Below are 13,151 nucleotides of genomic sequence, written 5' to 3' on the forward strand. Positions count from 1 at the left end.
ATCAAGACCGAACTGGACGGCAAGGACCTGACCAACTTCAAGGATCCGGCCGGCAAGAACCTGTTCGTCGAGATCACCAAGGCCGGCAGCCAGCCCGGCGGCAGCTTCGTCAATTACCTGTGGCCCAAGGTCGGGGCGGCCGAACCGTTGCCCAAGACCTCCTTCGTGATCGCCTATCAGCCCTGGGACTGGAACCTGACCACCGGCGCGTACATGGATGACATCAACGCCGCCTTCCTGCGCACCCTGACGCAGATGGCCATCCTCTTTGCCGTGGTGGCGGCGGCCCTGGTAGCGCTGGTGATCGTGATCAACCGCGGCATCCTGCGCACCATCGGCGGCGATCCGGCCAAGGCGGCCGAGGTCGCCAACCGCATCGCCCAAGGCGACCTCACCCCCAACATCGAAACCGCACCGGGCGACCAGAGCAGCCTGCTTTACGCAGTACGCAGCATGCGCGATTCGCTGCTGAGTACCATCGCCAACATCAAGACCTCGGCCGACACCATCGCCACTGCCAGCCAGGAAATCGCCAGCGGCAACCTCGACCTGTCGAGCCGCACCGAGCAACAGGCCGGCTCCATCGAGGAAACCGCCTCGGCCATGGAAGAACTGACCGCCACCGTCAAGCAGAATGCCGACAACGCGCGCCAGGCCAACCAGCTGGCTGAATCAGCATCGGAAGTGGCGATCCAGGGCGGCAGCGTGGTCGGCCAGGTGGTGCAGACCATGGAAGGCATCACCGACAGCTCGCGCAAGATTGCCGACATCATCGGCGTGATCGACGGCATCGCCTTCCAGACCAACCTGCTGGCGCTGAATGCCGCGGTGGAAGCCGCCCGCGCCGGCGAGCAGGGCCGGGGCTTTGCCGTGGTGGCCAGCGAGGTGCGCACGCTGGCCCAGCGCAGCGCCGAAGCGGCGCGTGAGATCAAGGCGTTGATCACCGGCAGCGTGGAGCAGGTGGACCGCGGCGGCCGGCTGGTGGACGACGCCGGCCAGCGCATGCAGGAGATCGTGCAGGCCATTCGCGGCGTGAACTCGGTGGTGACCGAGATCAGCGCCGCCACCGCCGAGCAAAGCGCGGGTGTGCAGCAGGTGGGCCTGGCCATCGGCCAGATCGACCAGGCCACGCAGCAGAACTCGTCGCTGGTGGAAGAAGGCACCGCCGCGGCCGACAGCCTGCGCGAGCAGTCGCGCCAGCTGGTGCAGGCGGTGGCGGCCTTCCAGGTCTGAGCAGCGGGCTCGGTGCCTCAGTTCGTCGGGTTGGGCGCCAGCGGCATCTCGCCACCGGGCAGCACTTGGTGGGCGTCGGCAGGCAGGGCCTGCTGGCGGCTGCGCATGTAGTCGTAGCGGTCCAGCGACAGCCGGCTGCTGCCCTCCTCGTCGGGCATCACCACCGGGCGCAGGAACACCATCAGGTTGGTCTTTGACCGTGTCCTGCTGAGCGTGCGGAAGAAGGCGCCCAGCACCGGTATCTCACCCAGCACCGGCCATTGATCGGCCTGCGTGGTGTAGCCGTCTTCGATCAGGCCGCCCAGCACGATGATCTTGCCGTCGTTGACCATCACGGTGGACTCGATGGCCCGCTTGTTGGTGGTGGGGCCGGCATTGGTGGTGCCCGGCGTGGTGGTGCTGGCCACCGACGACGACTCCTGCAGGATGCTCAGCCGGATGGCGCCGTTGGGGCCGATCTGCGGCCGGATGCGCAGCGTCAGCCCCACGTCCTTGCGCTCGATGGTCTGGAACGGGCTGCTGCTGCTGGTGGAGGTGTACGAGCCGGTGACGAAGGGCACGTTCTGGCCGACGACGATCTTGGCCTCTTCGTTGTCCAGCGTCACCAGGTTGGCGGTGGACAGGATGTTGGTGCCCGACATCGACTGCAGGGCCTGCGCCACCGTGCCCAGCGTCAGGTCGGTGGTGGTGGCGCTGATGTTGAAGATCTGCTTCCACTGCAGGCCCACGTCCAGCGCCTTGCTGGCGTCCACTTCCACCACCAGCGACTCGACATAGAGCTGCGCGCGGCGCGTGTCCAGCTGGTCGACCACCGCCCGCAGCTGCCTGAACAAGGGCTCCGGCGCGGTGACGATGAGCGAGTTGCTGGCCGGGTCGGCCTGGATGTGGCCGCCCGTCACCGGCGCCGCTGCACCGGTGGTGGCCGCCGTCGAAGCCTTGCTGTTGGCACCGCTGCTGTTGTCCGCACTGCTGCCGGACGAGCCGCTCGCGGCCGACACACCGGGCGTGCCACCGCCCACACCGCCGCCGCTGCCTTGCGGCGATGCAGACGACGATGAGCCACCACCGGCCGTGCCGGCATCGGCCGGAAACGCCGCCCGCAGCACCGTGGCCAGGCGTGTGGCCTCGGTGTGCTGCAGGTAGATCACGTGCACGTTGCTGCCAGCCAGGCCGCTGCTGCCGGGCTGGTCCAGCCGCGCCACCAGCGCGCGGATGGCGGCCAGCCGCGCCGGATGGGGCGCCCGCACCAGCAGCGCATTGATGCGGCTGTCGGCCACGATGCCGGGGCCGCTGCCGCTGGTGCGCAAGCCTGCCGGTGCCGTGCCGCCCGCGGCCTGCGCGCTGGCGCCACCCGCGTCGTCGACGAAGCGCTGCACCAGCGGCGCCACCTCGGTGGCCAGCACATGCTGCAGGCGGATCACCTCCACGTCGGTGGCGCCAGGCTGGTCGAGCGCGCTGATGAGCTGGCCCAGCCGCTGCAGGTTGCTGGCGTAGTCGGTGATCACCAGCGCATTGGTGCCGGCGATGTGGTTGATGGTGTTGTTGGCCGCGATCAGGGGCCGCAGCACCGGCACCAGGTTCGCCCCGTTTTCATGAACCAGCTTGAACACCTGCGTCTGCACTGGATCACCCGCCCGCGCGCTGGCAGCGTCCACCCGCAACGTGCTGCTCTGCAGCTTGGCATCGGCCTCGGGCAGGATCTTCAGCAGCCCGTTCGACTCGATCATCGCCAGGTTGAGCCCACGCAGGCCGGTGACGAACACAGCCATCGCCTGCGCCGGGGTGACCGGCTGCTCGGTGTACAGCGTGAGCTTGCCCTTGACCCGCGGGTCCACCAGCACCGGGCGGTTCAACAGGTCGGCGATCACGCGGGCGGCGGCTTCGACTTCGATGTCGGGAAAGTTCAGCGTGGTGCTGGCCGGCCCCCGGGCACTGGAGATCCCATGGGCCGGTGGAGCAGCGGCGGCATGGGCCGTGGCCAAGGCCAGCGCGCAGGCGGCCAGCAGACACGACCGCCAGGGCCGTGGGTCGACGGAGAGATTCACGAAAGGCGCAAGGGCAACGTAGCAAGCCCCGATGCTGCAAGACCTGTGTCAACCGGTCTTGTGGCACAGGTAAGCCCGCAGCAACAAGCCCCGGGCGGGCTGCGCTCAGCCCGGAAACGCCAATCGCTTTTCCAGCACCCGCTGCACCTGCTCGAACAGCAGGCTCAACACCCAGTACACGCCCGCCGCCGCCAGGTACAGCGGAAACGGCTGGAAGGTGGTGGAGATCAGCTCCTTGGTGGCCAGCATGAGCTCGGTCACCGCGATCACCGACACCAGCGAGGTGTCCTTGATCAGGCTGATCAACGAGTTGCTGAGACTGGGCACCGCGGTGCGCAGTGCCTGCGGCGCCACCACGTAGCGCAGGGTTTGCACATGCGTCAGGCCCAGGCTGGTGCCGGCCAGCCACTGGCCCTGGCCGATGCCGCTGACCGCGCCGCGCAGGCTTTCGCTCAGGTAGGCCGCCACATTGAGCGTGAGCGCCAGGATGCCCGCGGTGACCGGCGAGAACTCGATGCCGATGCTGGGCAGCCCGTAGTACACGATGAACACCTGCACCAGCAGCGGCGTGCCGCGGAAGATGCTGACGTACAACCGCGCCAGCTGGGCCAGCACCGGCACGCGCAGCACCCGCAGCAGCGCCACCAGCGTGCCCAGGGCCAGCCCGAGCACCATGGCCGAGACGGCGAAGAACAGCGTATAGCCCGTGGCGCGCAGCATCACCGGCGCGGCCAGCTGAAGCAGCGGCAACAGCTCCATGGCCTTACTTCGCGGCCGTCAGCGGCTTGCTCACGTCACGCGCGAACCATTTGGTCGAGATCTTCTCGAAGCTGCCGTTGGCCTTCAGGTCGGCCAGCGCCTGATCGATCGCTGCCTGGAACTTGGGGTTGCCCTTGCGGAACGGGATGGCGTTGCTGGTGCTGGGGCCGATGGGCGCACCGGCCTTCAGCGGCAGCTTGCTGGTCTGCGTCAGGTACGGGATCAGCAGGCTGTCGTTCAGCGCCGCGTCGATGCGGCCGGTGGCCAGGTCCTGCAGGTACTCGGGCGCGCCGGGGTACACCTTGACCTCGGCGCCTTCGATGCCGCGGGCCAGGTCGGCATAGTTGCTGCCCTGCCCCACGCCGATGCGCTTGCCCTTGAGGTCGGCCAGCGTGGCCATCGGCCGCGTCTCGTTGGCGCGCACGATCAGCTGCGCCGACGAGCTGACGTAGGGGCCGCTGAAGTCGAAGGTCTGGCGGCGCGCGTCGGTGGCCGCCACCTGGTTGACGATGACGTCGTACTTGCCCGCCTGCAGCCCGGCCAGGATGCCGCTCCACTCGGTGGTGGTGAACACCGGCTTGACGCCCAGCTTGCCCGCGATGGCGGTGGCGATCTCGACGTCGAACCCGGTGAGCTGGCCCTGCGCATCTCGGAAGTTGAAGGGCGGGTAGGTGCCCTCCACCGCCACGCGCAGCGTGCCGCGCTGCTTGACCTCGTCCAGCAGATCGGTGGCGGCAAGGGCGGCACCGGCCGCCAGGGTGAAGGCCAGCGCGGCGCCGGCAAGCAGATGTGAACGACGGTTGAGCATGGTTGTTCTTCGTGAGTCGAAAGCGGCCATGTTGCCACCGCTGCGCCAGCCGCTGGCGCACAGGGTCTGCCGCAGCGGGCGCACGAAGGCAAGCGCGGCTGACCACAAGGAGGGCTATCGCCATCATCCAAACGGCCAATGACGCGGGGGCCCTGCTCGAACGTAACCTTGCGGCCATCGACACCGCCCCGCAAGGAGAAGCACCCCATGAGCGCAGACACCGAGATGAAGTGCCCCGTGGCCCACGGCACCCACGGCACCAGCAAGCCCAGGCAGACCCGCACCAACGCCCATTGGTGGCCCGACCAGCTGAACCTGGGCGTGCTGCACCAGCACAGCAAACTGGGCGACCCCATGCTGGAAGACTTCGACTACCGCCAGGAATTCCAGAAGCTGGACCTGAACGCGGTGATTGCCGACCTGCATGCGTTGATGACCGATTCGCAGGACTGGTGGCCGGCCGACTACGGCCACTACGGCCCCTTCTTCATCCGCATGGCCTGGCACTCGGCCGGCACCTACCGCATCTTTGACGGCCGCGGCGGCGCCCGCTCGGGCGAGCAGCGCTTTGCGCCGCTGAACAGCTGGCCCGACAACGGCAACCTGGACAAGGCCCGCCGCCTGCTGTGGCCCATCAAGCAGAAGTACGGCCGCCAGCTCTCCTGGGCCGACCTGATGATCCTGGCCGGCAACGTGGCGCTGGAGTCGATGGGCTTCAAGACCTTCGGCTTCGGTGGCGGCCGTGAAGACATCTGGGAACCGCTGCCCATCGACTGGGGCCCGGAATCCACCTGGCTGGGCGACGAGCGCTACAGCGGCGAACGCGAGCTGGCCAACCCGCTGGCCGCGGTGCAGATGGGCCTGATCTACGTCAACCCCGAAGGCCCCAACGGCAAGCCCGACCCGGTGGCCTCGGCCCGCGACATCCGCGAGACCTTCGCCCGCATGGCGATGGACGACGCCGAGACCGTGGCCCTGGTGGCCGGCGGCCACACCTTCGGCAAGTGCCACGGCGCCGGTCCGGCCCACCACGTGGGCGCGGAGCCCGAAGGCGCCAACATCGAAGAGCTGGGCCTGGGCTGGAAGAGCGCCTACGAGTCCGGCATCGGTGCCCATGCCATCACCAGCGGCCTGGAAGGCGCCTGGACGGCCACGCCCACGCAGTGGGACATGAGCTACCTGGAAACCCTGTTCGGCTTCGAGTGGGAGCTGACCAAGAGCCCCGCCGGTGCCCACCAGTGGAAGCCCGTGGGCGACGCCGGCCGCAACGTGCCCGATGCCCACATCCCCGGCCAACTGCACCAGCCGATGATGACCACCGCCGACCTGGCGCTGCGCTTCGACCCGGCCTACGAGAAGATCGCCCGCGAGTACCTGGCCAACCCGCAGAAGTTTGCCGACGCCTTCGCTCGCGCGTGGTTCAAGCTCACCCACCGCGACATGGGACCCAAGCTGCGCTACCTGGGCCCGCTGGTGCCGCAAGAAGAACTGCTGTGGCAAGACCCGCTGCCCGCCGCCACCCACCCGCTGGTAGATGCCGCCGACGTGGCGCAGCTCAAGCAGCGCATCATGGCCAGCGGCCTGACGACGGCACAACTGGTGAAGGCCGCCTGGGCCAGTGCGAGCACCTTCCGCGGCAGCGACCTGCGCGGCGGTGCCAACGGTGCCCGCGTGCGCCTGGCGCCGCAGAAGGACTGGGAAGCCAACGACCCGGCCGAGCTGGCCCAGGTCATCGCCAAGCTGGAAGCCATCCAGGCCGAGTTCAACGGCCAGGCCACTGGTGGCAAGCAGGTGTCGCTGGCCGACCTGATCGTGCTGGCCGGTGGCGCCGCCATCGAAGCAGCGGCGCAGAAGGCCGGCCACACGGTGCAGGTGCCCTTCACCCCCGGCCGGACTGACGCCACGCTGGAACAGACCGATGTGAACTCGTTCCAGGTGCTGGAGCCGGCGGTGGACGGCTTTCGCAACTACATCGGCCAGCGCGCGCCGGCCCAGGTGGCCAACGCCATCATCGACAAGGCCAACCTGCTGATGCTGACCGCGCCCGAGATGACCGCGCTGGTGGGCGGCCTGCGCGCCCTGGGCGCCAACAGCGGCAACACGGCGCACGGCGTGCTGACCACCCGCCCGGGCACGCTGAGCCCCGACTTCTTCCGCCACCTGCTGGACATGCGCACGGCCTGGAAGCCTGTGGAAGGCCAGAAGAACCTGTTCGAAGGCACCGACCGCAAGACCGGCGAACGCCGCTGGACGGCCACGCTGGCCGACCTGATCTTCGGCAGCAACGCGCAGCTGCGCGCCCTGGCCGAGGTGTATGCGGCGGCCGACGGTGAAGCCCACTTCCTGCGCGACTTCGTGCAGGCCTGGACCAAGGTGATGAACCTGGACCGCTTCGACGTGCAGGGCCGCAGCGCGGCCTGACGACCGCGCCATGAACGGCATGACGGCCGACCCGCAGATCGAAGAGACGATCTTCCGCCTGCTGGCCGCCCGTCAGCCGGGCAAGACCATCTGCCCCTCCGAAGTGGCCCGCGCGCTGGTGGCCGACGAAGCCGGCTGGCGCGCGCTGATGCCCGATGTGCGCCGCGTGGCACAGGGCCTGGCCAACGCCGGGCGGCTGCGCGTGACGCGTGGTGGGGTGGATGTGGATGTGTTGAAGGAGGGGGGTGCGGTGAGGTTGGGCCGCAACTCCCCCTGATCACTTGGCTTTTGCATCTCCTGCAGACGGTGCCGAAGCGGCTGAAGCTGTCGGAGCAGGTGCGGAGGCGGCACCGCCGGCCAGCAGCACCACCTCCCGCCTTGCAGTGCCCTTCGAATTGGTGAAGACGACACGCACCTGCTGGCGCTTCATCTCCGGGCCTACGATCAGATCTGCGCGGAACAAGCCTGCCGTCGAGCCTTCGACGCCGTTGAACTTGAACTTGATGCCCGACATTTCGTCCGTCGGCCCGTTCATGAACGCCGACGGATTCCCCTTGTCGCGCTGGCTGACGAAGAACGACACCGTGTCCCCCGGGCGGGTATAAAAAGGCTCGCTGGGCGTCACCCTCAGCGCAGCCAGCTCATTGCACTCCGGCGTATCGCCGACCTGTCGGACGGCTCGACGGAAGTTGAGCAAAGCCTGCGCCACCGGTCGGCGGTCCGCGAAAAGCGCTTCGGTCTCGGCAGCCAGGGACGAGGCGCATCCGATCCCGTCCTTGCTGCTGCAGGCCGCCTGTTCCCAAAGCGCCTGCGTCTGCATCTTCTTCATCGTGGCCTGCAGCCGGTCGATCTCTTCCTGCTTCTTCTTCAGAAGTTCAGCTTGATCCGCCTTCGCCTTTCGTTCCGCCATGGCCTTGAGCGCGGCATCCAACGCATCCCGGATGGCTTGCAACTCATCAGCCGTGGCGGCGTCTGCCCCGACCGCGGCCGGCAACGCGCTGGACTTCACCGGCCCCGTTCCGGCCGGCTTCTTCTTCACGACGGATGGCGTACCCGCCTGGGCGGCCGGTGCCTGGGCCAGCAGCACATCCACCGCGGTGCTCATGGGACCGGCCAAGCGGATCGACGGCATCGACGCAGGCCAAAGCCAGAACTCGGCAGCGCTTTGCGCGGACGCTGTCGCGATATCGGCCTGATCGGCTTCGGTGCCACCGCCCAGCCCTCTCACCGTGCCTAGCAGGTCATCGGCCTTGGTCAACGCATCCACCGCACCGGCCACATCGCGTTGAGTGGATTGCACCTGACCGTTGACGGCCGACACCACCAATCCCACACGCTTGGTCAGCTCAGCGCCCACATGGTCCACCGAGTACAGCAGCGCCCGCCCCTCCGCCAATGACGTGCGGGCATACGACAAGGCCTTGCGGGTGGCCTTGATCTGGTCGTGCAGGTAGGCCTGCTTCTTCTCGATGTCGGCATCGCCTTCCGCAAAGGCATCGGCACGCAATGCATCCTGCGCCACACGCTTGTGCACGCGAAAGATGGTCTGCTCCAACCGGTTGAGTGAGGCCTCCAGCCAGTCGGCATCGCCGATGTCGTCGGTGCGCACACGCACTGCCGGCGTGTAGGCGGCACCTGTGGGAGCCGGTGGCTGGCTGGACTGCCCGCCAGTACCGCTCTTCGGATCGAACTGCGTCATCAGCAAGGGCGAAGACTGCAGCATCAGGCAGGTCAACGCCTGATAGCCCGCCACATAGGCGGCGTCCTGCTCAGGGTTGACGAACACTTCGCGGAGCCCATAAAGCGTCGCCAGCGTCGCACCCAGCCGCACGCTGCGGCGTGTGTTGGCTTCAGAGGCGCCACTGCCGGCGCCGTCAGGTTTGGTCGCGTTGTAGATCGTCCAGCCCGTGAGCGTGCCTGCCAGCACGGCCGTGCCGTTGCGCAGGTAGGACGTGTACTTCAGGTTGTTGAAGTAGATTTGCCGCATCGACTCGGCCACCCGCAGGCCCTCGTCCGCACCGCCTGCAAGCCGGAACCGCGCCGGCGCTGCGTCCGGCGAAGCGGGGGGTGGCACCAGGCTGACGTGGTCGTAGGGATTCATCATGCTGCAGCCCGTGACGGCCACCACGGCTGACGAAGTGGCTGCCATGACCACCCAATGGCTGCGCGAGCGCTGGCGACGACGAACCCTAATGACGACCTCCTGCATGGGTCAAACCAGGTCTTGGGCTTGTAGCGCCCCGACTCTGGCTTGACATCCACACATCAGACGAAGGTCGACGCCTCAACTGCACCCATAGCTCGTACCCACCCCCACATCCCCACCCTGGTAGCTGATCTTCTTGGGATACACGCACACCGGCATCGAGCGGGTGGTGCCGGCGCTGGTGGTGGTGGTCAGCATCACCTGGTCGGGGGCGGTGCCCTTTTCCACCCAGTCGGTCAGCAGGCCGTACATCTGGCCGGGGGCCACGGCCGGGATGATGGCGGCGGGGTTGGACGTGCCGTTGGGGCTGCCGTGGCCCTGGCCGGGCACCAGGTAGAGCCGGAAGAACGATTGCGCGTTGGCCATGCCGCCCATGGCGGCGGCCACGCGGTGGTAGTAGTTGATCGTGCCTTGCGGTGCGATCAGCTCGTCGGCCAGGCCATGCCAGGTGATGATCTTGCCGCCGCGGTTCTTGTAAGCGCTGAGGTCCGGGTTGTCGGTGTTGATGTTGGCAAATTGGCTTTGCAGCGCCAGGCCGCGTTCATAGGCATTGTTCAGCTGCGCATAGCTCAGCTGCTTCCAGCCCGCCTGGCCATTGGCCTTGGCATTGAGGAAGCTGGTGCCCGCCAGCGTCGGGTCCTGCAGTTCCAGCGCCACCACGTCGGAGGCGATGGTGAACTCGGTCTGCGCGCCGGCCAGCAGGCCCAGGTTGGTGCCGCGGGTCAGGCCGGTCCAGCGTTGCAGCCCGTTGCCCATCAAGGTGCTGGCGGTGACCTGCTGCCAGCCGTTGTCGGTGGCCGGGTCGGGCACGCTGCCGTCGCTGGTCATGCCGTACCAGATCTTGTTGAGCGCCTGCGCCTGCAGCTGGCTCACGCAGGCCGCGGTGGTGTTGCTGCCGCCATCGGCCGCGCACAGCACGGCGCTGTCCTGAACAGGGTTGTAGCGGCAGGCCGCGGGGTCGATCAGGTAGCCCAGGTGCGTGCCGCCCACCGTGTCGCAGGCGTTGATGGCGGCGTTGGACACCAGGTCCACCTGCGCCTTGCTCAGCGGCGCGCCGCCCAGGTCGCGCTGGTAGACGATCTGCGGGTACAGCTCGCTGGTGATGAAACGGGTCCAGTGGATGGCCGGGTAGTTGGCCACCATGCCGTCGTAGTGCTCAGGGTGGTTGAGCGCCAGGTTCAGGCCCTGGCGGCCACCGGTGGAGCCGCCTTCCCAATAGGCCCAGCGTGCCGGGCGGCCATAGTAGGCCGCAGCCAGCGCCTTGGTCTTGACCGCCTGTTCATGGATGGCGCGGGTGGCGAAGTCGGTCCACAGCGTCTGGTTGATGCTGCCGTCCGGGTTCATCGCGAAGGCGCCGGTGCCGGCCACCGCATGCCCGGTGTCGGTGGTGGAAGACACCGCACCTTCCACGCCCGCCACCGCAGCCGCCGCGGTGCTGGCGATGGCCGTGGCCGATCCGGCCGGGCCGCCTTGCCAGCCGCCACCGCCCAGCGCATGGATGCGGTTGTTCCAGGCCGCCTTGGCAGGCAGCCATACCTCGATGCCGATGCCGGCCGACGTGGACGGCGCACCGGCCGGCCCCGGGTTGCCCGGCCCCACGTTGAGCTTGACCATGCAGACGTCGGCCGCCGCGGTGGGCGTGTTGGCGCTGGCACTGCCGCTGAGCAGCAATGCATCACCCTTGCTGAATGCCTTGACCGCGACCACCGAGGTCTGCGCGTCGGGCTGGAAGGCGGTGGCCAGGCTGCTGTCGCAGGCCAGTGCGGCGCGGTCGTCGTCGTTGCTGCCGCAAGCGGCCAGCAGCACGGTGGCCGCCAGGCCCAGACCGGCGGCCAGGCGCCGGCCTTGCATCGGGTTCGTCATCCTTGTCTCCTCATGATGTAGCACTAAAGTGCACTTGCGCCACCCAACGGCTGGGCAAGTGGAGCGACGATAGAAACGCAGGACGCCCAGGTCTACCAGGAACCTGCGCTGGTTTGTCACCGCCCTGCGCTTGTCCGTCGGGGTTTGCCCGCGCTGATGGCGCACGCAATCAAGCAATAAACTGCATGCGACATGGCCTCGCCCGATCTGCTTCCAGCGCCCTCGGCCGGCACCCGACGCGCCACCGCGTGGGGCAGCTGCGTGGGCGTGAGCGGCACCGACGCTGACCAGGTGATGCTGCCCCTGCTGTCGGCGCCGCCCGCCTGGACCGGCCTGCCGATGACGCTGCACCTGCTGCCCGGCGATGCGGTGGTGGCCCAGATGCAGATGTGCCATCCGTCGCTGGCGGTGGCCCGCTCGGGCCGCGGCAAACGCTGCTACACCACCGGCCGCCGGGCGCTCGACCTGGATGCCTCACCCGGCATGTTCGAGCTGTACGGCGCGGGCTTTTGCGTGGACGAAGCGCGCTGGCAAGGCCAGCGCGGCGAGGTGGTGGCGCTGCAGTTGCCGGCTGCCCATGTGGGCGCGCTGCTGCAGGGCGATGGCGCGGTGCTGGCACTGCCCACGCGGCATGAGCTGTTCGATGCGCGCGTGACCGACCTGGTGCTGCAGCTGTGGGACGAAGCCAGCCAGGGCGGCCCGCATGGCCGGCTGTATGCTCAAGGCCTGTCGCTGGCGCTGCTGGGCTGGCTGACCAGCGAACACGGCGCGCGCACCGGCCCGCCTGAACGCGCGCAGGCTCGGCTGTCGCCGGCCCAATGCAGCACGCTGCGCGAGTACATCGACGCGCACCTGGCCAGCGACCTGTCGGTGGACGACCTGGCCCTGCTGGCCGGCCTCAGCGCCGCGCACTTCGCGCGGGCCTTCAAGCGCAGCTTCGACCGATCGCCCCACGCCTACGTGACCGCGCGGCGCATCCAGCGCGCCTGCCAGCTGCTGCGCGCCGACCCCCGCACCCCCCTTGCCCAGCTGGCCGACCAGCTGGGCTTTGCCAGCCAATCGCACTTCACCCAGGCTTTCCGGCGGGTGATGGGGGTGACGCCGGGAAGGTGGCGGACGGGGTGATGGGCTGGGGGGAGCTTGCAGATCAGCGAGCTGGACGCTACTACCAGCGTGCGCCCGGCGGAAGATGGCGTTCAAACGCCATCACGTCATGCAAGACGCGACCCACCACCAGCAAGTCGGGCTCCACCCGATACACGAGAAAGTGCCTGGGTCGTCGCACCCGCTGCGACGACGGGTCCACATGATCGCGACTCAGGCGCAGGTGCCACGTCCGCACGCCTCGACCCAGTTCAGGTCGCTCGACGCTGCCCAACCGCTGCGGATCGTTCGACAGATCTCGAAGGGCAGCAATGATGAGGCGCTGGTAACGCAGCCGCGCGGGCTCGCCGACGTGCTCATGGGTCCATGCAAGGATCTGCTCGATGTCCGCCTGGGCCGCGGCGGACAAGCGATAGCGCGTCATGCCCCCGAGGTACTGCCTTTGGCCGCAGCCTGGCGACCCAGCTGCCCGATGAAGTCCTCGAGCTGCCCGTCTTCCACATCCGCGAAGCGGCCAGCCGACAGGTCTGCCCAGCCTTTGCGGGCCGCCTGCTTCAGAGCGACCAGCTTGGCCTCCTCAACGCGCTCACGGTCTTCGATGAGCCGTAGACCCTCGCGGAGCACCTCGCTGGCGTTCTGGTACCGACCCGACTGCACCAGACCCTCCACCAGCGCATGCTGGTGATCGCTCAAAACCACGTTGCGTGTGGGC

General features: G+C 68.3%; 11 protein-coding genes. 4 read left to right on the forward strand and 7 right to left on the reverse strand.

Annotated features, from left to right (window positions below; genetic code table 11):
* Window positions 1–1,233: methyl-accepting chemotaxis protein (locus tag ABNT58_RS02265; protein WP_348751891.1), on the forward strand; the 1,233-nt coding region annotated here is incomplete at its 5' end.
* Window positions 1,234–1,250: 17 nt separating this feature from the next.
* Here ABNT58_RS02265 and ABNT58_RS02270 read toward each other — a convergent pair.
* From ABNT58_RS02270 to ABNT58_RS02280, 3 genes are all read right to left on the reverse strand, one after another.
* Window positions 1,251–3,278: a secretin N-terminal domain-containing protein gene (locus tag ABNT58_RS02270; protein WP_348751892.1), complete on the reverse strand. Its 2,028-nt coding sequence runs from the start codon at window positions 3,276–3,278 to the stop codon at window positions 1,251–1,253.
* A gap of 105 nt (window positions 3,279–3,383) precedes the next feature.
* Window positions 3,384–4,037, reverse strand: coding sequence for an amino acid ABC transporter permease (locus tag ABNT58_RS02275; RefSeq protein WP_348751893.1), 654 nt, complete (start codon window positions 4,035–4,037; stop codon window positions 3,384–3,386).
* Between the two features lie 4 nt (window positions 4,038–4,041).
* Complete coding sequence (locus ABNT58_RS02280; protein ID WP_348751894.1) at window positions 4,042–4,845, reverse strand: transporter substrate-binding domain-containing protein; 804 nt, start codon at window positions 4,843–4,845, stop codon at window positions 4,042–4,044.
* A 225-nt stretch (window positions 4,846–5,070) separates the two neighbouring features.
* Between ABNT58_RS02280 and katG the strand changes: the two genes are divergently transcribed.
* Window positions 5,071–7,266 carry a catalase/peroxidase HPI gene (gene katG / locus ABNT58_RS02285; protein WP_348751901.1) on the forward strand — a complete coding sequence of 732 codons (2,196 nt, stop codon included), beginning with the start codon at window positions 5,071–5,073 and terminating at the stop codon, window positions 7,264–7,266.
* Window positions 7,267–7,276: 10 nt separating this feature from the next.
* On the forward strand, window positions 7,277–7,543 hold the full coding sequence (locus ABNT58_RS02290) for a DUF3253 domain-containing protein (RefSeq protein WP_348751895.1): 267 nt from the start codon (window positions 7,277–7,279) through the stop codon (window positions 7,541–7,543).
* Here ABNT58_RS02290 and ABNT58_RS02295 read toward each other — a convergent pair whose 3' ends face one another.
* Window positions 7,544–9,475 (reverse strand): hypothetical protein, encoded by a 1,932-nt coding sequence (locus tag ABNT58_RS02295; protein ID WP_348751896.1) that lies wholly within the window; start codon window positions 9,473–9,475, stop codon window positions 7,544–7,546.
* A gap of 75 nt (window positions 9,476–9,550) precedes the next feature.
* Window positions 9,551–11,335, reverse strand: coding sequence for a tannase/feruloyl esterase family alpha/beta hydrolase (locus ABNT58_RS02300; RefSeq protein WP_348751897.1), 1,785 nt, complete (start codon window positions 11,333–11,335; stop codon window positions 9,551–9,553).
* Window positions 11,336–11,527: 192 nt separating this feature from the next.
* On the opposite strand from ABNT58_RS02300, the gene ABNT58_RS02305 reads away from it, so the two are divergent.
* Window positions 11,528–12,460, forward strand: coding sequence for an AraC family transcriptional regulator (locus ABNT58_RS02305; protein WP_348751898.1), 933 nt, complete (start codon window positions 11,528–11,530; stop codon window positions 12,458–12,460).
* 40 nt (window positions 12,461–12,500) lie between these two features.
* Here ABNT58_RS02305 and ABNT58_RS02310 read toward each other — a convergent pair whose 3' ends face one another.
* A complete protein-coding gene (locus tag ABNT58_RS02310) occupies window positions 12,501–12,863 on the reverse strand; it encodes a type II toxin-antitoxin system RelE/ParE family toxin (protein WP_348751899.1) in 363 nt (120 codons plus the stop codon).
* Window positions 12,860–13,151 (reverse strand): type II toxin-antitoxin system ParD family antitoxin (locus tag ABNT58_RS02315; RefSeq protein WP_348751900.1); only part of this gene is annotated, 292 nt, incomplete at its 5' end. The genes ABNT58_RS02310 and ABNT58_RS02315, both read right to left, overlap by 4 nt.

The sequence above is a fragment of the uncultured Aquincola sp. genome (assembly GCF_964001545.1).
In the GTDB taxonomy this organism is placed as follows: Bacteria; Pseudomonadota; Gammaproteobacteria; order Burkholderiales; family Burkholderiaceae_C; genus Aquincola.

Coding starts and splice junctions, on each gene's coding strand:
- ABNT58_RS02275 (WP_348751893.1), bottom strand. CDS start 4,037: ATGGAGCTGTTGCCGCTGCTTCAGCTGGCCGCGCCGGTGATGCTGCGC.
- ABNT58_RS02280 (WP_348751894.1), bottom strand. CDS start 4,845: ATGCTCAACCGTCGTTCACATCTGCTTGCCGGCGCCGCGCTGGCCTTC.
- katG (WP_348751901.1), top strand. CDS start 5,071: ATGAAGTGCCCCGTGGCCCACGGCACCCACGGCACCAGCAAGCCCAGG.
- ABNT58_RS02290 (WP_348751895.1), top strand. CDS start 7,277: ATGAACGGCATGACGGCCGACCCGCAGATCGAAGAGACGATCTTCCGC.
- ABNT58_RS02295 (WP_348751896.1), bottom strand. CDS start 9,475: ATGCAGGAGGTCGTCATTAGGGTTCGTCGTCGCCAGCGCTCGCGCAGC.
- ABNT58_RS02300 (WP_348751897.1), bottom strand. CDS start 11,335: ATGACGAACCCGATGCAAGGCCGGCGCCTGGCCGCCGGTCTGGGCCTG.
- ABNT58_RS02305 (WP_348751898.1), top strand. CDS start 11,528: ATGGCCTCGCCCGATCTGCTTCCAGCGCCCTCGGCCGGCACCCGACGC.
- ABNT58_RS02310 (WP_348751899.1), bottom strand. CDS start 12,863: ATGACGCGCTATCGCTTGTCCGCCGCGGCCCAGGCGGACATCGAGCAG.